Source organism: Caulobacter sp. AP07 (assembly GCF_000281955.1).
Classification (GTDB): Bacteria; Pseudomonadota; Alphaproteobacteria; order Caulobacterales; family Caulobacteraceae; genus Caulobacter.
Map to the genome: position 1 here is coordinate 19409 of NZ_AKKF01000254.1, position 21604 is coordinate 41012.

5 protein-coding genes are annotated in these 21604 nt (G+C 68.4%); 4 read left to right on the forward strand and 1 reads right to left on the reverse strand.

Going from position 1 to position 21604, the window contains the following annotated elements:
- The first annotated feature begins 7 nt into the window (after positions 1 to 7).
- From PMI01_RS22680 to PMI01_RS22695, 4 genes are all read left to right on the forward strand, one after another.
- Positions 8 to 1090 (forward strand): LacI family DNA-binding transcriptional regulator, encoded by a 1083-nt coding sequence (locus tag PMI01_RS22680; protein WP_035037893.1) that lies wholly within the window; start codon positions 8 to 10, stop codon positions 1088 to 1090.
- The gene (locus tag PMI01_RS22685) at positions 1083 to 2378 is read left to right on the forward strand and encodes an MFS transporter (RefSeq protein ID WP_007674793.1); all 1296 of its coding nucleotides are present in this window, start codon (positions 1083 to 1085) and stop codon (positions 2376 to 2378) included. The genes PMI01_RS22680 and PMI01_RS22685 overlap by 8 nt, the downstream gene beginning before the upstream one ends.
- 199 nt (positions 2379 to 2577) lie before the next feature.
- A complete protein-coding gene (locus PMI01_RS22690) occupies positions 2578 to 4206 on the forward strand; it encodes an ABC-F family ATP-binding cassette domain-containing protein (RefSeq protein ID WP_007674795.1) in 1629 nt (542 codons plus the stop codon).
- A gap of 279 nt (positions 4207 to 4485) precedes the next feature.
- A complete protein-coding gene (locus PMI01_RS22695; RefSeq protein ID WP_157223840.1) occupies positions 4486 to 5616 on the forward strand; it encodes a helix-turn-helix transcriptional regulator in 1131 nt (376 codons plus the stop codon).
- Between the two features lie 99 nt (positions 5617 to 5715).
- On the opposite strand, the gene PMI01_RS22700 is transcribed toward PMI01_RS22695, so the two are convergent.
- Positions 5716 to 21573: a YDG domain-containing protein gene (locus PMI01_RS22700; protein WP_007674799.1), complete on the reverse strand. Its 15858-nt coding sequence runs from the start codon at positions 21571 to 21573 to the stop codon at positions 5716 to 5718.
- Positions 21574 to 21604 lie beyond the last annotated feature (31 nt).

A 21604-nucleotide genomic window follows, 5' to 3' on the forward strand; every position in this document is an offset into this window, starting at 1 on the left:
GTGTCCATTGAGCAGGCCAGACCGCGCCCGGGGCGCCACCATCGTCGATGTCGCGCGCTTGGCGGGCGTTTCGCGCATGACGGTGTCACGGGTGATCCATGACGCCGCCATGGTCCGGGAGGCGACGCGCATGGCGGTCCTGGCCGCGATCCGCGAGCTGAACTACGAGCCCAACCTGGCGGCCCGCAACCTCGTCATGGCCGGCGAACTGCGGATCGGGGTGATCTATTCCAATCCCAGCGCCGCCTTCATGAGCGACTTCCTGATCGGGGTGTTCGAGGAGGCCACCAGCGCCGGAGCCCGGCTGATCCTGGTGCGCGGCGAAAACGGCCAGGCCCCGGCGCCGCAGGAGTTGCAAAGGTTGCTGGGGTCCGGCGTCCAAGGCGTGGTCCTGGCGCCGCCTCTGGGCGACTCCGCCGCCTTGCGCGACATTCTCCGCGCCGCCAATCTGCCCGTCGCCGTGGTCGCCGCGGGGCGTCCGCCGACCGATGCGATCAACGTCCGCATCGACGACCGCCAGGCCAGCCGGGCCATGGCCCAGCATCTGCTGGATCTTGGCCATCGAAGGATCGGCTTTATCACCGGAAATCCCGATCAGTCCGCCAGCGCCGAGCGCCTGGAGGGCGCGCGCGCGGCGATCGCGGCGGTCGCGGGGGCTGAACTCGTCCTGGCCCAGGGCGCCTTCACCTACGGTTCGGGGCTGCGCGCCGCCGAGGAACTGCTCGATTCCCATCCGCCGCCCACCGCGATCTTCGCCAGCAACGACGACATGGCCGCCGCGGCCGTGTCGGTGGCCCACCGTCGACACCTCGACGTGCCTGGCGACCTGACCGTGGTCGGGTTCGACGACACGACCGTGGCCACCACCCTTTGGCCGCCGCTCACCACCGTGCGCCAGCCCGTGCGGCAGATGGCGGCCGTGGCCCTGGATCGGTTGATGCGCGCCCTGCGATCGGCCGGACCGTCGGCTCAAGCCGCCGCCGACTACGTCCTGGATCACGCGCTGATCGAGCGCGAGTCCACCGCCCCGCCACGACGCGTCTCCCCAATCGCGGGCGCGAAAGCTCACCAAAGGTCATCGCATGCCTGATCCGTCCCTCGACATGGAACGCGCCACCGTCGGCCGGGTGACGCGGCGGCTGATGCCGCTGTTCTGCCTGATGTATCTGATCGCCTATATCGATCGGCAGAACGTGTCGTACGCCAAGCTCGACATGGTCCACGCCCTTGGCCTCACCGAGGCGGCCTACGGCCTGGGCGCGTCGCTGTTCTTCATCGGCTATTTCCTGTTCGAGGCGCCGTCGAACCTGATCCTGGCCCGGGTGGGCGCCCGGGTCTGGTTCGCGCGGATCATGTTCACCTGGGGCCTCGTCACCCTGGCCCTGGGTTTCACCCAGAACGCGACGATGTTCTATGTCCTGCGGTTCCTGCTGGGTGTCACCGAGGCGGGGTTCTTCCCAGGCGTGCTCTACGTCCTGACCCTCTGGTATCCGCAGGCTCATCGCGCGCGGATGGTGGGTTTGTTCATGATCGCCAGCGCCGTCGCCAACGCCGTCGGGGCGGCCATCGGCGGCCTGCTGCTGGATCTCGATGGAACCCTGGGACTGGCGGGGTGGCAATGGGTGTTCCTGGTCACCGGCGTTCCGGCCGTGCTGCTGGCGCCCTACGTCCTGTGGCGCCTGCCTGATGGTCCGGCCCAGGCCCGATGGCTGCCGGAGGGCGAGAGGGCCTGGCTGGCCACGGTTCTGGCCGGAGAGCGGGGCGGGGCGGTCGACGATCATCGCGGCGCCTGGAAGGCGATCTTCGACCCGCGCGTGCTGCTGCTGGCGGGCCTCTATATCGGCATGCCGCTGGGCGCCTACGGCCTGAGCTACTGGCTGCCGACCATCGTCAAGTCGTTCGGCGTCTCCAACAGCGTCAACGGCCTGATCAATGTCATCCCCTGGCTGCTGGTCGCCGTGGCGCTGTGGTTCGTACCGCGCCACGCCGCGCGCCATGGCGCCAGCGCCTGGCACATCGCCGGACCCGTTCTGCTGGGCGCGGTCGCCCTGACCCTGAGCGTGATCGTGCCCGGCGCGGCGCTGAAGTTCGCCATGCTGTGCATCGCCGCCCCGGCGATCTTCGCGGCTCAGCCCGTGTTCTGGAGCCTGCCGCCGAGCTTCCTCAGCGGGCCGCGGGCGGCGGCCGGCATCGCGGCGATCAACGCGATCGGCAATCTGGGCGGCTTCATCGCCCAGAATCTGGTGCCGCTGGTGCGCGACGCGACGGGCAGCAACCTGGCGCCCATGCTGGCGCTGGCGGCCGTGCTGATGGTGACCAGCGTGCTGATCTTCCACGCCATGGCTCGGCTGGACAGGGCGCGGGCGAGCGCCTGGTGAGCCACCATCGTGTCGTCGCCAACGTCAGCGGTCACGATCGGCACGGCGGGAGGAATATTTTCCTAGTTCGGTGATCCAGGTCGTGGGGGCGGCGGGGCAGGGCAGGGATTTCTGTTGCGATGGCTCAATCCATCGCGCTTGGAATTGATATGGCTCTAAGGCTGGCGTTCTCCGTCCACCCGCGTTAGCAGACCGCCCCATGATCCGCCTCGACAACATCTCCAAGCAGAACGGCCACCAGATCCTGTTTATCGAAGCTTCGATGGGCATCCAGAAGGGTGAGAAGGTCGGGCTTGTCGGCCCGAACGGCGCCGGCAAGACGACGCTGTTCCGCATGATCACCGGCCAGGAGCAGCCCGACGACGGGCTGGTGGCGATCGATCCCGGCATGACGATCGGCTATTTCAGCCAGGATGTCGGCGAAATGTCGGGCCAGAGCGCGGTCGCCGCGGTGATGGATGGCGTGGGTCCCGTCAGCGCGCTGGCCGCCGAAATGGCCAGGCTGGAGGCGGCGATGGTCGATCCGGACCAGGCCGACGAACTGGACGCCATCCTCGAACGCTATGGCGAGGTGCAGGGGCGCTTCGAGGAGCTGGACGGCTATGCGCTGGACGCGCGGGCGCGCGAGGTGCTGGCCGGCCTGAGCTTCAGCCAGGAACGCATGGATGGCGATGTCGGCCTGCTGTCCGGCGGCTGGAAGATGCGCGTGGCGCTGGCCCGCATCCTGCTGATGCGGCCCGACGGCATGCTGCTGGACGAACCCAGCAACCACCTCGACCTGGAAAGCCTGATCTGGCTCGAGGCCTTCCTCAAGAATTACGACGGCGCGCTGTTGATGACCTCGCACGACCGCGCGTTCATGAACCGCATCATCGGCAAGGTGGTGGAGATCGACGCCGGCTCGCTCATTACCTATTCGGGCGATCTGGACTTCTACGAACAGCAGCGTGCGCTCGGCGAGGCGCAACGCCAGGCGCAGTACGAGCGCCAGCAGGCCATGCTGGCCAAGGAAATCAAGTTCATCGAGCGGTTCAAGGCGCGCGCCTCGCACGCCGCCCAGGTCCAGAGCCGGGTGAAGAAGCTCGACAAGATCGAACGCGTCGAGGCGCCGCGCCGTCGCCAGTCGGTTCAGTTCGACTTTCAGAGCCCGCCGCGGTCGGGCGACGACGTGATCAGCCTGCGCAATGTCCATAAGGGCTACGGCGCCCAGCCGATCTACGAGGGCCTCGATTTCCTGGTGCGCCGCAAGGAACGCTGGTGCGTCCTTGGCGCCAACGGCGCCGGCAAGTCGACGCTGCTGAAACTGGTGGCCGGCGACACCAAGCCCGACCAGGGCATGGTCAACATCGGCGCCAGCGTCAGGATGGGCTATTTCGCCCAGCACTCCATGGACCTGCTGGACGGCGAAGAGACGATCTTCGAATCCCTGGAGCGCTCGTTCCCGCAGGCGGGGCAGGGCGCGCTGCGCACCCTGGCGGGGTGCTTCGGCTTCTCTGGCGACGACGTCGAAAAACCCTGCCGCGTATTGTCAGGCGGCGAGAAGGCGCGTCTGGTCATGGCCAAGATGTTGTTCGATCCGCCGAACCTGCTGGTGCTCGACGAGCCGACCAACCACCTCGACATGGCGACCAAGGAGATGCTGGTCGCGGCCCTGGCCGATTTCGAGGGCACCATGCTCTTCGTCTCGCACGACCGCCATTTCCTGGCGGCCCTGTCGAACCGCGTCCTGGAACTGACGCCCGAGGGCGTCCATCAGTACGGCGGCGGTTATACGGAATATGTCACCCGCACGGGGCAGGAAGCGCCGGGGCTGCACCCGGGAGGGTAGCGGCATTATCGGAGCACCTTGATACCGATCGGTCGGGAAGGCCCAGATCGACCACGATCATGTCGAGCGGCGCCCGCCGAACAGACGATCGCCTGGGCGACGGGTGCGCGCGGTGCAGACGACCCCACGAGGCGTATGTCGCTACGAGTAGCGACATACGCACGATTTCTCCCGCTAGAGTTCGTTCCGCAACCGTGCTGACGTTTAGTATTCCGATCCTGGTCCGACAAAGGAATAAGCCGCGCCATGCCATGTCCGGAACCTCTCACTCCGATACTCGTGGCGGAGTTGGTCGGCGGCGTTTACGAGGCGGCGTTCAATCCGCGTCTGTGGCGCCAGTTCGTCGAGCGGATCGAGACGATCTATCCTGACCTGCGCATCACGCTCTTCAGCCATGACGGAAATGGGCCGGCGGCGGACCTCAACGTGATGGTCAATTTCCCCGAGGCGGCTTATCGCGACTATGCCGCTCACTACGTCTCCAACAGTCCCTATGTGAACTTCGTCCCGCGCAACCAGATCGGCCTGCCGACGCGCTCGGAGACGATCATCGACGACCGGGAGCTGTTTCGGACCGAGCACTACAACGACTATCTGCGGCGGCACCGGCTGGGCCACTACGGCGTCGGCATGGTGCTGGAACGCGAGCCCCAGGTCTGGACCGCACTGTCCTTCGCCGACCAGCGGGACGACGAGGCGCGCCGTGACCATCAGATGGCGCTGCTCGACCTGCTCGCGCCGCACCTGCGCCGCGCGCTCAAGCTCCGGCGTACGCTGATCGAGGCGCGATCTGCCGCCATGGCGTCCCAGGCGATGTTCGACGGATGGACCCAAGCGACCTTTGTGCTTGATCGTGACGGGCGGGTGGTGACGATGAACCGCCGCGCCGAGGCCCTGGTCGCGCATGGCGATGACATTTCCCTGAACCGCCTTGGCCGGCTGCGCAGCTTCGACGACAGGTGCAGCCGCGTGCTCGACGCCGCCATCGTCGCGTGCCATGCGATCCCCGGCGGTTTCGCGCGTGGGGACACCGATCTCTCCGGCGTGATGCTGCCGCGCCGTCACGGCGGTTCCCCGCTCCATGCGATGCTGTGGCCGATCGCTTCGGCCGCTGAACTCGGCCTGCCGATGGCGGCGGGGCAGATCTTGCTCGTCGTCTCGAACCCCGATGACACGCCGCCAACCGCCATCGCCTGGATCACGCGCCGCTTTGGCCTCTCGCCGGCCGAGGAACGACTGGCCGACGCCGTGATTGGCGGTGTGCCGCTGGCGGAGGCGGCGGAGCGACTCGGCATCCAGCTTTCCACCGCGCGGACGCGGCTCAAGAGCATCCAGGCCAAGACCGGATGTCATCGCCAGCTCGATCTGGTCCGGTTGGCGATGTCGGTGCCGCCCCTCTGGCTCGGCTAGCGTTTCGATCCGGCCAAGATTGAAACCTGGCGCTCAGTCGCAATCGCGTTGCTATGCGGATGGCCAGTCGTCCTTGGCGACGCCCGCCAAGGACTGACGTCAGCCCGGGGCGCAGCCTGAATCGCTGAGGCAGATCGGTTCGCGGTCGTAGGTGAAATTCAGGGTGGGATTCCAGTTGAGATCGTAGCCCCTGGATCCGCTCAGGTGCTTGAAGGCGTCGCCGCCATCCTGACCGCCGCTGGGCACGGGCCGGATGTCGAGCACGCCGGGGGTGAAGAGGATCTCGTAGTTGGCGCCCAGCGTCAGGGAGCCCTGGCCGATCGCGTAGGCGCCGAAACCCTCGCCCGCCGCGCGTGCGAGGCCGCCGGTGAAACCCTCGCCGGTGACCAGGGAGCCCGCGGTGATCCGATAGGTGAGGGCGGGGTCGAGCTGGCCGAACAGCTTGGTCTTGTCGTCGGCGCTGATCGCGACCTGACGGCGCAGGATGTCGGCCAGCAGCGTCGAGGGGACGCCGGCCAACTCATAATTGTCCGCGCCCGAGCCGGTCAGGGCGACGCCCGCGATGGCGACGGTCTTGCTCGTCCCGGCGTTGGCGTCGGCGAAGCTGTAGGAGCCCGCCGCCACCGAGGCGTCGTCGCCGGCGATCAGGCCGTTGAGGCTCATCGAGCCCGTGGCGGCGGTCGTGCCGTCATAGGTCTTGTTGTCGACCGCGATGCTGACGGTCACCGTCTTGCGCAGGATGCCGGCCTGGGTCGTTCCGAGCGGGGCGATCTCGTAGTTGTCGGCATCGATCCCGACCAGGGTGGCGCTGGCGGTGACGGCCTTGTTCAGGCCCGCATTCTTGTCGGCGAAGCTGTAGGTCGCGTTCACCGCGGCGTCGTCGCCGACGATCACACCGTTGATGGTGAGCGCGCCAGCGGTGGCGGTCGTGCCGTCATAGGTCTTGTCGTTGGCGACGAAGGTCCCGGTGAGCGCCTTGCGTGCGATATCGGCGAAGTCGGTTCCGACCGTGACGTTGTAGTTGCCGGCGTCGGCGCCGCTGATCTGCGCATTGGCGACGGAGACTACCTTCGAATGGCCGGCGTTCTTGTCGGCGAACAGCAGGTCGCCGGTGATCGAGAGGTCGTCTCCGGTCAGCACGCCGCTGAGGCCGAGCGTGCCGGTGGCCGCCGTGGTGGCGTCATAGGTCTTGTCGTTGGCCGTCACCATCGCGCTGATGTCCCGCCGGAGGATGTCCGCCCGGGCGGCGGCCAGCGGGTCGAGCCTGTAGTTGCCGGCGTCGTCGCCCGAGAGCGCGGCGCCTGAAGCGCTGACCACCTTGTCCGTCCCTGCGTTCTTGTCGCCGAAGCCATAGGACGCGGCGGCGGACACGTCATCGCCCGCGACCACGCCAGTCAGGGCGATCGCGCCGGTGGCTGTGGTCGTGCCGTCGTAGGTCTTGTTCTGGGCGTTGACCGTGCCGGTGAGGGTCTTGGGATCAATGACCAGCGTGCCGGTTCCGAAAGCGAAGGCGTAGTTGAGGTCCGACAGCAGCGAGCCGAGCGCAGCGCCGAGGCTGTAGGTTCCGACGTTTTTGCTGGCGGCGCCGGTGATCAGGGCCGAGCCCGACCAAGCGTCCGCCGCGGTGTCGCCGTTGATCAGGCCCAGGATGGTCGCCGTCAGGGTCGGGGTCTGGCCGTTGTAGGTCACCGTCCGGCTGTCCGGCGTCACCGTCAGGACGGGCTGGTAGGCGTGGACGAAACGGTTGTCGGCGTTGATCTGACGGCTGAAGCCGCCGTCGAAGTCGTAGCTGGTTCCGTAGAAGCTCCTGCCGCCCAGGCCACCATAGGTGTCGCCGGCAGTGGAGCCGGACGGATCGTTGAAGGCCTGGGTGTAGATCAGCCAGCGGCCGTTGGGCGCCTGCACCGCATCCGCGCCGCTCTGGTTGGTGAAGACGCCGTTCGAGGCGAGGACAACCGCATCGCCGGAGGCGCTGGAGCGGACCGTACCGGTCGAGGCGATGGTCATCGTGTCCGACTGGATCGTCACGGCCTTGGCGCTGTCCACCGTGCCGACGATGCTCAGCGCCTGGCCGACGTTGAGGAAGACGTCGCCGCCGGCGTTGGTGAAGTCGCCCAACTCGGCGATCCGGTTGTCGGCGCGCAGGTCCGCGCCGTCGTCGGAGGACCCGGTCAGCCGCTGGGCGACGATGACCCCCGCGCCCGACTGGGTGAGGCCGCCGTTGACGGTCCGCAGGTCCACGGTCTGACCAGCGGCGTTGATCGCCCCCACGATGTCGACGCCACCGGCGCGGACGCTGCGATAGCCGAAGCCGCCGGTGGCGACGTCGACCGCGCGGATCACCGCGATGTCGTTGGCGCCGAGCAGGCTGACGGCGTCGCCGGCGTTGAGGGTCAGGCCGGCGGCCTTGAGGCCGGCGTCGCTGGCCTGGGTGACGCCCCCGCCGGCGGTCAGCGAGGCCTCGCCGGTGACGTCGATCCGCCCATTCGGTCCGGCGAAGGCGATGGCCCCGGCGGCGTCGATGGTCAGGCCGCCGCCGATGAGACCGTTGGTGAGCGTGACGTCGGTCCCGAGGACCCGCGCATCCGTACCGGCGTCCAGACGACCGATGGTCAGTCCGGCTGCGGGCCCTTCGACATCGACGCGGCCGCTGGCGGCGTCGATCGCGCCCACGGCGAAACCGCCGTTGCGGATGGCGATCCCGACGTCCCGGGCGGCGGAGACCGAGGTCAGGGCGTCCGACGTATCGAGATGGACGAAGGCGTCGCCGCCGGCGCTGGCGATCCGGGCCGTGGTTGTCGATCCGGCGGAGGTGAAGACGTTCGCGGCCGTGACGTCGCTGGCTAGGACGCTGCCGAGGACGGCATTCCCGCTGGCGTTCACGAGCAGTTGGTTGGCGCCAGTACCGAGGAGGTGAGCCTCGCCGAGGACGGCGTCGCCACCGACGGCGTTGATGGAGATGGCGTCCTTGGCGGTGACGGAAGCCACCGTGACGCCGCCGGCGCCGGCGTCCAGATTGACGTCGCCGTTCGAGGTCAGTCGCGCATCACCGGTCAGGGCGCCGTCGCGAGCCTCGATCCGGATTTCACCCTGGGCCGCGATCGACCGGCCGGTCATGTCCAGGTCGCCGAGCGTGTCGATGATGGTGTAGTTCTGAAGCGTGGAAGGGGCGCCGAACTCGTCCTCGAGAAGCGGGTTGAGGACGTCGCCGAGGAAATCCTGGGCCGTGATGCTGTAGCTGCCGCCGGTGACCTTGGCGCCGACGGGGGAGACGCCCGCGCCGGTCTCGATGGACCCGGCGGCGACCTCGACGGCGATATTGCGGCCGGACAGCTCGCCGATGGTCAGGTCGCCGGTCCGAAGGTTGACGTTCACGTCGCCCCTGACGGCGCTGATCGCGGCGAACTGGCCGACGACGTTGTCGAGGTTGACCACGGCGTTGCCGGACACCGAAGTGACCACGATGCTCCCACAGCCGCAGACGCCGCTGGTCCCGGAATTGGCGCCGGTGATCAGGCTCTTGGAGTCAGCGCCGAACGTGGCGTTCAGGGCGGCGGCGAGGATGATGCCGTCGCCGCCTCTCGCGCCGCGCAGGGTGGCGTTGCCCGCTATGGCGCCGACTTGGAGCCGGCCGTCGGCGTCGGCGAAGTCGACATGGGCGTCGCCGCCGAAGGCAAAGAGTCCAATATCGCCATTCGCGGCGGTGGCGCTTCCGATCGTAAGGCCGCCGTCGAGCGTCTGGGCGTTGGCGTCGCCGTTCAGCGCGGTGAGCGTGCCGAGCGTCGCGGCGCCATTCGCGACCGTGACGTCGACGTTGGCGCCCCGCATCAGGGTCAGGGCGGTGTCGGTGTGGTCGAGATAGACCCCCGCATCGCCGTTGCTAGCGGTGACCGTGACAGTTCCGGCGCCGCCGGCCGCGCGGGTCAGGACGTTGTCCGTGCTGATGCTCGCATAGTCGACGGCGCCCAGGATCGCGTCGCCGCCAGTCGCCGAAACGGTCAGGTCGCCCGTCACGCCGGTCAGGGAGGCCGCGCCGAGCCGGGCCTGGTCGTTCGTCGCCGCCACGATGATGTCGCCGCCCGACGTGGCCGCGCCGACGTCGGCCGCCCCGTTCGTGGCCGTCACCAGGACGTTGCCGGAAGCCTCGGCGTAGCCTTCGACGGTCACCGATCCGCCCGTCAGGCCTATGGCGCCGCCATGGGCTGTCGCGGAGCCCACGGTCAGGGCGGAGCCCGAGGTGACGGTGACGTCGCGGGCGGCGTACAGGCCCTCGACGTCGATGTCGGAGCCGCCGTCGATCCGCACCGACCCGAAGATCGACTGCGCGCCGCCGCCGGTGATCGCATGGGCGGCGTTGATCTGGATGTCGCCGTTGTAGGTCAGCATCCGGCCGGTGAAGTCGAAGCCGCCGGGGCCGGCGCCGGTGATGGTCCAGGTTCCGGCCATCGCGCCGGTGGGGCTCAGCGCCCCCGCTGAGAACGTCCCGCCGCTGAGATTGTAGTCGTTCGTTACCACCAGCGTGCCGACCTCGACGAGGCCGGTTCCGGCGTCGAGCGTGACGTCGCCGTCGGCGCCGACGGCGTTGGCGGCGATGCCGGTGGCGTGGATGGTCAGGTTGCCCTGGCCGGTCGGGTCCGCCCCGGCGACCAGCGCCGCCGCGCCCGTACCGTCGACGATGTCGCCGACCGCGTTCAGGGTCAGGTTGCGCTGCGCCGTGACGTTGGCGTTGAGGGTCAGGGCGCCGGCGGTGTCGTTGATCAGGATGTCGCGCGCCAGGCCGGTGAAGCCGAAGGCGCCCAACAGGAAATCCCGGCCGGTCAGGGTGTAGTCACCGCCGCCGATGCTGACGGCGTCAGGGTTCACGTCGCCACCGGTCGCCTTCAGCACCACGTTGTGGCCGGTCACGGCCCCGGCCAGGATGTCGCCCGTGTCCGCCACGATCGTGGCCGTGCCGGTCGCGCCGCCCGCCGTGAGCGTGTCGATCTTGCCGCCGATGGAGGACAGGAAGACCCCAGCGTCGCCGCCGGTCGAGGTGACGCTGATGGTTCCCGCGCCGCCGGAACGGATCAGGCCGCTGGGGTGCAGGAGACCGATGCCGGCCTCGTCCCGAGCGCCCAGGAAGGCGTCGCCCGAGGCCGAGATCGCGACGTTCTGCCCCGTGCCTTCGCCGTCGCTGGCACCGGTCAGGATCAGGTTCCAGAGCTGCGCCTGGCCGTCGGTGGCCGTCACCGTGACGTCGTCGCCGGCGACGATGCTCCGGATCTCAATATCGCCCGCGGATGCGGACACGTCGACGTCCCCGTCCGTGCTGAGCGTGCCGCCGGAGAAGACGCCGCCGGCGCCGGCCAGGCGGATCAGCCCCCCGGTCGTGATGTGGTTCAGGGTCAGGAGACCGGCGGTGGTGCTGACGATCACGTCGCCCGTGCTCGTCGCTCCCAGCACGTTCAGCGCCCTGGCGTTGGAGAAGACGACCGCGCCGGTCGCGCCGTTGGCGATGGCCACCCGGTCGACCTGGTTGGCGCCGATGAGATCCAGGCCGGTCGCGGCTTCAAGATTCAAATCATGAGCGGTGATGACGCCGCCGCTCTGGGTGATCGCGCCGCCGTTCGACCGCAGCCCGGCGTGGCCGCCGACGCCGGTGACGTTGATGTCGCCGGTCAGGGCGAAATCGTTGTCGTCGGCGAAGGCGAAGCTGGACGGCGCGCTGACCGCGCCCAGGTGGTCGATGTCGTTGCCCTGGGCGCCGTCCAGGGTGATGGTCGTCCCGGCGCTGAGGTTCAGGGTCCCGGCCTCGATGCGGCCGACGCCTTGCCCGATGCCGCCGCTGCTGGTCAGGGTGACGCTGTTGGCGGCGCCTGTCTTCAGCAGCCCGTGCAGGACAATGTCGCCGGCGTTGCCGATGTCGATGTTTCCGGCGGTGGAGGCGATATCGCCCACGGCGCCGGTGAAGCGGGTCAGCCTGTAGTCTCCGGCCGCCAAGCCCTCCACCACATAGGCGTCGATCTGGCCCGCCGTCTGGGCGATGTCGCCATTGGTCGAGGTCAGCGAAACCACGCCCGATGCGTCCGTGACCGAGACGTCGCCCGTGATCTCCAGGTCGCCGCTGTTGACGAGGGTGAACATCGCGCCGCCTGCGGACGCGGCGCCGAGCACATCGATGTGGTTCTGCTGGCTAAGGACGATGTCCTGGCCGGCGCTGACGATCAGGGTCCCGGCGCGCAGCCCGGCGTTGGTCTGGCTGACGCCGCCGGTCGGGCCGGCCTTCAGGGTCAGGGTTCCTGGCGTCCAGATGTCGCCATAGCTCGCGGGATCGAGGGAGAAGCCGCCGACATCGACGTAGGTGATGTTCCCGGACTGCGACTTCAGCTGGGTGATCGAGTCCAGGTCGTTGCCCTGATCGAGGATGATGTCGCCATTGGCCTGGGCCGACAGGGTGGTCCCGGTGATGACGGCTCCGATCGACTGGGTGACGCCCGCGCCGGCCTTCAGCTCGACCCCGTTTGTCGCGGTCAGGTCGCCGGCGATGTTCAGGTCGCCGCTGCTGGCGAAGGCGATCCGGCTCGCGTTGATCGGGCCGACCTGGTCGACATTGTTGGCCAGGTCGCCGAGCGCGAAGGCCCCGCCGGCGGAGCCCTGGATCCGACTGGCGCTGATCAGGCCGATTCCCGATTGAGTCAGGTCGCCGCCGACATCGAAGGTCGCGACGCCGCTCATCGACACCGGGCCGCTGAGGCTGACCGAGTCGGCGTCCCGATAGGTGAAGTCGCCGGAGCGGACCGTGACGAGGTTGAGCGTGTCGACGTTGTTTCCGGCCTGCCCAAGGGAGACATCAAGCTCCGCGTCCACGGCCAGCGCGCCCGCGGTGATCGCGCCGCCGGTCTGGTTGATGCCGCCGTCGAGGGACGACAGCACGATCTGATCGCTGACGAGATTTCCGGCGATCGAGAAGCTGTCGGCGTTGTTGAAGAAGATCCTGTCGCCGGCCGACAGGTTTCCGAGCGTCGTCACCACGTTGGCGCGGGTGAAGTTGAGCTCGCCCGCAGCGCTGGCGTTGAGGGTTCCAGCCGTGATGACGCCGACGTTCTGGTTGATGTTTCCGGCGCCGGCGGAGAGCGTCATCACGCCGCCCGCGAAGATGTTGCCGTCCAGGGAGAAATCGGTGACGTCGGCGAAGCGGAAGTCGGTTCCGGCGAAGCCGGCGGCCAGGCTGCCGATGTCGTTGCCAGGCCCGCTGAGATCGATCCGGCCGTTGGCGAACAGGCTGAGCGCGCCGGCGACCACGGAACCGCTGCTCTGGGTGATGTCGCCGCCCGCCTGCAGCACGACGGCATTGCCCGAGGTGATCAGCCCCCCGATGTCGAAGGAGCCGCCGTCGCGGAAGTTGAAGTCGCCTGCGCCCGAGTCGACGGCGCCAAGGGTGTCGACGTCGTTCACGCGGGCCAGGCTGATGCCCTGCGCTGCGGTTCCGGAGAAGGCGGCGGCGACGATCGCGCCGCCGAACTGCTGGATCGACCCCGTGTCGGAGTTCAGGATCAGCCCGCCGCCGGCGTTGACGGTGTCCTGCAGGGTGTAGCTGGCGGCGCCGCGGTAGCGGATGTTGCCGCCGGCGGCGAGGGAACCGAGCTGGCCGACCACGTTGGCGCTGTTGAACAGCAGGTCGCCGGCCGAGGTCCCCCGCAGGCGGTTGGCGGTGATCACGCCGCTCGTCTGGACGATGTCGTTCCCGTCCGCGCCCGCGCCGTCGGAGACCAGCTCGACCGTCTGGCCGACAGCGTTGATGTCGCCGGTGATCTCGAAGCCGCCCATGTCGCGGTAGGTGACCCCGCCGCCGGCGCCACTGAGGCCCGCCAGGACCCGGATGTCGTTCTGGCCGCCGAAGAACTCCAGCCCCGTGGCCGCCCAGGCGGTCAGGCTGTCGGCGACGATCCGGCCGGTCGAGGCGGTCTGGGTGATCCTGCCGGTGTTGGACCTCAGGGTGACGGCGCCTGTAGCCGTGATCACGTTGGCGGCGAAGGAGTCGCCGTTGGCGAAGCTGACGTTCGCGCCGCTCAGGTTGATCGTGTCGACGTCGTTGTTCCCGTTGGCGGCGATGTTTCCGCCCGCGGCCAGGGAGAGCGTGCCGGCGAAGATGTAGGCGCCGGCGTCCTGGGTGATCGAACCCGCCCCGGCCGTCAGCGACACGCCCCCCGACGTGGTGATCACGCCGCCCAGGTTGAACCCGTCCGCATCGACATAGGCGATGTTGCCGGACCCGGTGAGCGAGAGGGACCAGATGGTGTCGATGTCGTTGGTGCTGCTGGTCAGGCTGAGGTCGTCTACGGCGCCGGCCCAGAGGTTGCCGGCGATGATCGCGCCGCTGCTCTGGGTGATGGCCCCGCCGGACGACAGGAAGAGATTCGTCGCGGTGATGTCGCCGGTCAGGTTGTAGCTGCCGCCGCTGTTGATCCTGACGGCGCTGCCCGACAACGTTCCGAGATCGCCGAAGAGGTTGCCGAGTTGCTGCAGCGTGACGTCGCCCGTGGTCGAGGTCGCGTTCAGGGTTCCGACCGTCAACGCGCTGGCGGTCTGCTCGATCGTGCCGCCAGAGGCGAGCGACAGCGTCCCGTCGACGGCGATGGCGCCCGTCAGGCTGAAGCCGTCGGCATCCCGAAGGCTCATGTCCCCGGTGACGTCGACGTCGCCGAGAGCACTGATGTTGTTCGTGCCGTCCAGCGCGACGGACGTCGCCGTCAGCGACAGCGTGCCGACATTCAGATTGCCCGAGCTCTGGGTGATCGCGCCGCCGGCGGTCAAGTCCGCCGCCTGGGCGTTGAGCATGCCGCTGATGTCGAAGCCGTCGATGTCGTTGAAGATGAAGGACGGGCCCGCGATGATCGTCCCCAGCGCATCGACGTCGTTGGCGCCGCCCAGTGTCACGCCGGTCCAGCCGCTGAGCGCGAGAATCTGGGCGGTGATCGTCCCGCCGGCCTGCTGGGTGATCCCGCCCGAGATCGAGGTCAGGCTCACGAACTGGCTTCCCCCGGCGGTGATCGCGCCGATCAGGTCGAAGCCGTCGGAGTTGGTGAAGCTGACCTGGCCGCTGGTCGTGTTGCTCACCGTCCCGAGGGCGCCGATGTCGTTGCTCAGGTTGTTGAGCGCAATGCCGGTGACCGCCGCGACGTTCAGCGTCGCGCCGGTGATCGCGCCGACCTGGGTGACGGCGCCCGTGTTCGAACGAAGGCTGATCGAGCCGCCCGCCGTGGCCCCGCCCACGCTGATCGAGCCCGTGTTGCGATAGACGATGTCGTCGCCAGCCGTGAGGAGGACGCCGCCGCTGACGAGGTTGGCGCGGTCCAGATCGAGGCCGCCCGTGGCTTCCGCGTCGAGGCTCGAGGCGGTGATGACGCCGCCGGTCTGGTTGATCGAACCGGCCCGGGCGTCCAGCACCACCGCGCCGGCGTTGACGGCGCCGGTCAGGTTGAAGCCGTCGACGTCGTTGAAGGTGAAGCCGCCGCCGGCCGTGACGACGCCGAGGTTGTCGACGTCGTTGTCGCGGTGGAGCGTGATGGCGCCGCCCGCCGAGAGGTTGAGCGTGCCGGCCTCGATCTGCGGGAAGAAGATGTTTCCGGTCTCGGAGATGCCGCCGGCCGTCGAGGTGAGGCTGATCGTCTGGTTCAGCGCCCGGATGGTGCCGTCGATCAGGAAGCCGTTGGTCTGGCCATAGGCGACGTCGCCGCTGCCCAGGTTCATCAGGCCGAGGATTCGGGTGGCGTTGTTGCCTGCGTTGGTCAGGTTGATGCCGGTCTCGGCCCAGACATTGAGTCCGCCGGCGGTGATGTCGCTTCCGGCCGTCTGGGTGATGCCGCCGGTGGCCGAGGTCAGCAGGACGTTCAGCGTCGAGGTGATGTCCCCGTCGATCAACAGGTCGCCCAGGGTGCGGAAGCTGAAGTTGTGGGCGCCGACATCGATGACGCCCAGTTCGGCGACCTGGTTCACCTCGCCCAGGATCGCGCCCTGGGTCGTCGTCACGCTCAGCCGTCTGGCGGTGATGATGTTGCCGGCGTTCTGGATGATCCCGCCGTTGGCGACGTTCAGCGTCACCCCCTGACCCGCCGCGCTGATGGCGCCGTTCAGATTCACCCAGCTGCTGTTGGTGAGGTTGATGCCGCCGCTGGCGGTGTTGGTCAGGTTTCCGAAATTGGTGAAGGTGAGGCCCTGGGCACCCTGCGAGATGCCGTTGGCGGCCTGGATGTTCAGGGTGTCGCCGGTCGAGGCGCCGCCGCCGTCGATGACGACCGCGCCGGTCGAGGTGATCGTGGCGGATCCCGTGGTGTTGACCCGGATGTTCAGGTCGCTGACCGCGTTGAAGGAGGCGTCCTGCGCGGTCAGCCAGGTGGCGCCGCTGACGCTGTTCGCGCCCGTCGCCGTCAGGGCGCCGTCGGTGTCGATGGCCAGGTTGGCGGCGGTGATGGCGCCGCCGGTCTGGGTGATGGCGCCGGGATTCACCAGCACCATCGTCCCGCCGACCGTGAAGTCGTCGGTCAGCTCCAGCGCGCCGGAGGACAGGCCGAGGCCGTGCACGGCGGTGAAATTCCCGCCCGCGTCGATCCGGCCCAGCCTGGAGACGAAATTCTGGCCCAGCGTGACGTCGCCGCCGGCGCCGAGCGCCAGGGTGTCGGCGGTGATCGTCCCGGACTGGGTGATATCGCCCGTGGTCGAATAGAGGCTGACCGTGCCGGCCGCGCTGATCGTCGGTACGACGAGGTCGCCGACCTGACGGTAGAGGAGGTCGTTGCCCGCGCTCAGGGCGCTGATGGCGTTGATCTGGTTGGCGCCGCCCAGCAACAGGTCGGCGCTGGCCATGGCGTTGATGTCGTTGGCCGTGATGATCCCGCCCGTCTGGGTGATCGAACCACCCTGGGCGAGCATCACGACCTGACTGCCGGCGGTGATGTTGCCTGTCAGGTCGAAGCCGGTGACGTCCCGGAACAGGAAGCTGCCGCCGGTGCTGATGACGCCCAGGCGGTCGACGTTGTTGCCCTGGTTCAGCGTCAGGGTGCCGGCGGCGCTGGCGTTCAGCGTGCCGGCCTGCAGGAACGATCCCGAGTTCTGCGTGATGGCGCCGTTCAGCGACGTCAGGCTGACGGTCTGACCGGCGGTGAAGACGGGGCCGCCGATCTGGAAGCCGTTCGTCTGACCGAAGGCGAAGCCGCCGCTGGCGCTCTGCGCCCAGGCGAGTTCGTTGACCGCATTGCCCGCGTTGGTCAGGGTGACGCCGTTCGCGGCGATCACCTGCAGGGAGTTCGAGGTGATGTCGCTGCCGGCGGTCTGGGTGATCGAGCCGGTGTTCGACCTCAGGGTCACATCGAAACCGTTGGCGGTGATGTCCCCACCGACGACGAGGGCCGAGTCGTTCCTGAGGAGGATGTGGCCGCCGGCGGTCACCGTGCCGAAATTGGTCACGGCGTTGGCGTTGTTGAACCAGATGCGGCCGCCGGCCGCCAGGTTGACGACATTGGCGGTGACCACGCCGCCGGTCTGCTGGATCTGACCCGTGTTCGAGGTCAGGCTAAGGTCGCCGCCGCCCGTGTTCACGTCGCCGGTCAGGTTCAGGTCGCCGACATTGGTGATGGCGACGTTTCCGCCGGCGGTCACCGCGCCGAGGCTGCCGAAGACGTTGTTGCGGGTCGCGCTGATCCCGCCGGTGGCCGACAGCGATAGGCTGTCGGCCGTGATGACCCCGCCGGTCTGGTTGATCGCACCCTGGGTGTTGGTGATCGACACCGCCTGACCCGACGCCGTGACGTTTCCGGTCAGGTTCATGTTCATGGCGTTGCTGATGGCGACGCCGCCGCTGGTCGTGTTGGTGATCAGGTCCAGATTGCTGATGTTGTTGGCGCCGAAGCCGCTGGCCGTCAGGTTGACGCCGGTGACCGCGCTGGCGTTCAGCGTGTTCGTCCAGAGCTGGGCGTTGGCCGCTTGCGTGATGGCGCCAGTCGAGGACAGCGAAACGGTGTTGGCCGAGACGGTGCCGTCCACCGACAGATCGGTGGTGGTGTTGAGCGTGAGCGCGCCGTTGCCGATGACCGTCGAGATCAGGCGCCGGATCACGTTGGCGCCGCCGAGCGTGATCGCGCCGCCGGTCACCCCGCGGAAATAGCCGACGTTGAGGACGCCGGAGGTCTGGGTGACGCCCCCCGCACCACCCGCGACAAGCATGACCCCGCGGAACGTGCTGTTGGCGGTGATGTCGCCCTGGATGTCTAAGCCGTCGACGTCGCGATAGACGATGTCGCCGGTGACGCTGCTCAGGCCGCCGATCGTCGAGACGTTGTTGACGCCGTCGGAGAGCGTGATGTTTCCGGCGGCGCTGGCGACGAGCCGGTTGGCGGTCATCGCGCTGAATCCGGTCTGGGTGATCGCGCCGGTGTCTGACGTCAGCGTGACGGTCCCGCCCGCGGCCCCGACCAGATAGTCCAGCACGATGTTGCCGACGTTGCGCAGGGTGATGTTGGCGCCGGTCCCGCTGGAGAGCTGGTCGGTTTCAAGCCGGCCGACCACGTCGATCTCGTTCGCCCCGGTCAGGCTGATCGCGCCGTTGGTGATGATGTTGAGGCGGCCCGTGTCGATCCTGCCGCCGCTCTGGGTGACGCCTCCGTTCGCGTACAGGCTGACCGACACGCCGGTGATGTCGCCGGTCAGGTCCATGCCGCCGCTGTAGGTGTTCAGCAGGATGCTGCCGCCGGCGGTGATGTCGCCGAGCGACGCGATCGTGCCGTTGAGATCGATGAAGCCCGCCGCGGACGCCGTCAGGCGCGAGGTGGCGACCCCGACGCCGGTTGTGCGGATGTTGCCGGTGTCGGAGATCAGGGTGAGCGCGCCGCCGGAGCTGTAGCCGCCGCTGATCACGGGGTTCATATCGATCGTGCCGAGGTTGCGCAGCGTCAGGTCGCCGGCCACGTTCAGGTCGTAGATCGTGTTGAAATTGTTCGCTTCACCTAACGACACATTGCCGCCGGCGGTCAGGGACAGGGCGTTGGCGGTCAGCGTGGCGCCGGCGGCCTGGCTGATCGTGGTTCCCGCCTCGAGGCTGATCCAGCCGGAGGTGATCGGACCGGCGTTCAGATTGATCGCGCCGGTGTTCGAACGGAGATTCACCGCCCCGCCCGCGACGGAGGCAATGGACCCGTTCAGATTCACGTCGCCGACATTGCGGAAGCTGACGTTGCCGCCGCTGCTCGTGAGATCGCCGAGACTGTCGACCGCGTTGCTGTTGTAGAGGGCGATGTTGCCGGTCGCGGAGGCGGTCAGCGTATCGGCGGTGATGATCCCGCCGGACTGGTTGAGCCCCCCCGCGACGTCCGTGATCGACACCGACTGGCCCGCCGCGGTGATGTTGCCGACCAACCCGGTGTTGGAGCCGCTGTAGTTGGCGATGACGATGCCGCCGCTCGTCGTGTTGGTGATCGTCCCCAGGTTCTGGACGCTGTTGACGAAGATCGGCCCGACGTTCGGCAGGCTGATGCCGGTGACGGCGCTCAGGTTCAGCGTGTTCGCGACGACGTAGCCGGTGCTGTCCTGGTAGATTCGGCCGCCGGAGGTCAGCGACAGCGCATGGTTGGCCGTGACCGGCTGACCCATCGCAAGGTCCGTGGTGGTGCGGATCGAGACGTCGCCGGCGCCCGAACTGGTCGCGACGAGGCGCCGGATCAGGTTGTTGGCGCCGTCGATGATGATCGAGCCATTGGCGTTCGCGCCGAAGAAGCCGACGTCGAAGGTCCCGGAGACCTGGGTGATGGAGGCGCCGGCGCCGACGGTGCGCAGCACCACGCCCGTGCTGGCGCCGGTGGTGATGTCGCCCTGGATGTCGAAGCTGTTGGCGCTGCGATAGAGAATGGAGCCGCCGGTGCTGGCCAGGCCGCCGATCGTCGCGGCGGCGTTGGTGGCGGTGTTGAGCTGGATGGTCCCCGCGGCGCTCGCGGTCAGCCGGTTGGCCGTGATCGCGCCGCTGTTCTGGGTGATGGCGCCGGACGTGGAATACAGGTTCACATTGTCGCCGGCCGCGTAGATGTCGTCGGTCAGGACCAGAGCGCCGGCGTTGCGGAAGGTGACGTCGCCCGTTCCGCCGACCGCCAGGCGGCCCAGCTGGCCGACCAGGTTCTCTCCGCCGAGGTTCAGGCCGGTGTCGGCCACGGCCGTGAATGAGGCGGCCGTGATGACCCCGCTGTTCTGGGTGATCGCGCCGTTGAAGATCTGGAACGACACCACCCCGCTGCCGGCGACATTTCCGGTGAGAGACAGATTTCCGTTGCTGATCAGGATGAGGTCGCCGGACGTGCTCGACAGGCCGGCGATTTCGTCGATCTGGTTGCCGACCCGATTGAGGTTGATCCCGGTCGCGGCCTGGGCGGAGAGCCGGTTGGTGTTGATGAGGCCGTTGGACTGGGTGATCCCCCCGGCGAGCGAGCTCAGGGTGACATTGTCGGCGGTGATGGCGCCGGCGAGGTTGACGTCGAGCAGAGAGCGATAGCTGAAGTCGCCCGCGCCGGCGGTGATCGTGCCGAGGTTGGTGGTGTTGTTGGCGGCGATGCCGAGATCGATTCCGCCGTTGACCGCGCTGACATTCAGCGTGCCGACCTGGATGACGCCGGAGCCGGTCGCGCTGATCGAGCCCGTCAGGGCGGTCAGACTGGCCGTGCGGGCGCCGCCGCCGAGGTGGAAGATGTAGTCGTCGATGACGAAGCCATGCCGGTCGACGATGTCGATGCCGTTGGCGCCCTGGGCCTCGACATAGCTCAGAAAGTTGAAGTCGTTGTCCGTATTGGTGAGGGTGACGTCCCCGCCGGCTTCCGCCCTGAGTCTATTGGCGGTGATCGCGCCGGTCTGGCTGATGCTGTCCCACTCCGAGTTCAGCCACACTCGTCCCGTGGCGTTGATCTCGTCGACCGCGATGTTGTTGGACGCCCGCATGGTGACGTTGTTGGCGGTCAGGGTCGAGGTCGTGTTCTGGGTGATGCTTCCGTCGAAGCCCATCGGCGTGTCGGCCACGCCGTTGGTGAAGCCCGAGCCGGCGCTCAGCACGATGTCGCCGTTCTCGCCGGACGCGGTCGTGGCCGTGACGTTGCCGCCCAGCAGGATGCTGGCCGCGATGCTGCTCTTGGACACGACGGCCGCGAACATCTGGTTGGCGTTGGTGGTCCCGTTCAGGGTCAGGCCGGGCGTTCCGGCCGAGCCGTCGCTCTGGGACGGCACCTGGAAAGTGATCAGGTCGAGGTCGTCCGCGCCCGTCGGCGCGAAGGTGACGTTGTAGTTCTCGGCCGAGCCGTAGACGACGTCGCCGCCGTCGGCGCCCGTAAGGGTCGAGCCGGCCGCGGTGTTGACGATCGGCGCGATCAGGGCCAGCGTCCCGCCGTGGGTGGTGATCTGGGCGCCGCTCGCGACGCTGACGGTGCTGTTCGTCGGCGCGCCGGTGAAGGCGAAGTTCATGTCGCCGTCGAGGAAGTCCGTGTCGGTCAGGCCGCCGGTCGAGGCCAGGAAGCCGCCGGTGTTGATCCGGGCGTTGGCGCCGATCATGACGCCGCCCGAGGACAGGATCCAGACGTTGCCGCCGGTGCTGCTGCAGGTGGCCATGCAGCCGTTGACGACGCCGTCGATCGAGGCCGAGCCCGTCACGCGGTTGAGCACGATGTCGCCGCGGTTGTCGAAGTGGAAGTTCAAGGTGTCGGCCGAGGTGACGCCGAGGCTGGTCCAGTTGACGATCGACCGGCTGGCGCCGAGCGTGATGTCGGTGACGCCGCCGCCCGAGGCCACGCCGACCGCGCCGCCGTTGCTGGCGGTGGAGGTGACCGTGCCGACCCCCGTGACCTGGGCCAGGGCGGAGGTTCCCCCGATCGCGACGGCGATGCCGAGGCCGGCGAGCGCGGAACGGCTCAGCAGGTGAAGGCGGCGGTTCCGGACGGTGGCGGACGGACGGGTCATGGCGGGCCTTTGGCGCGGAAACGGCGCCGGG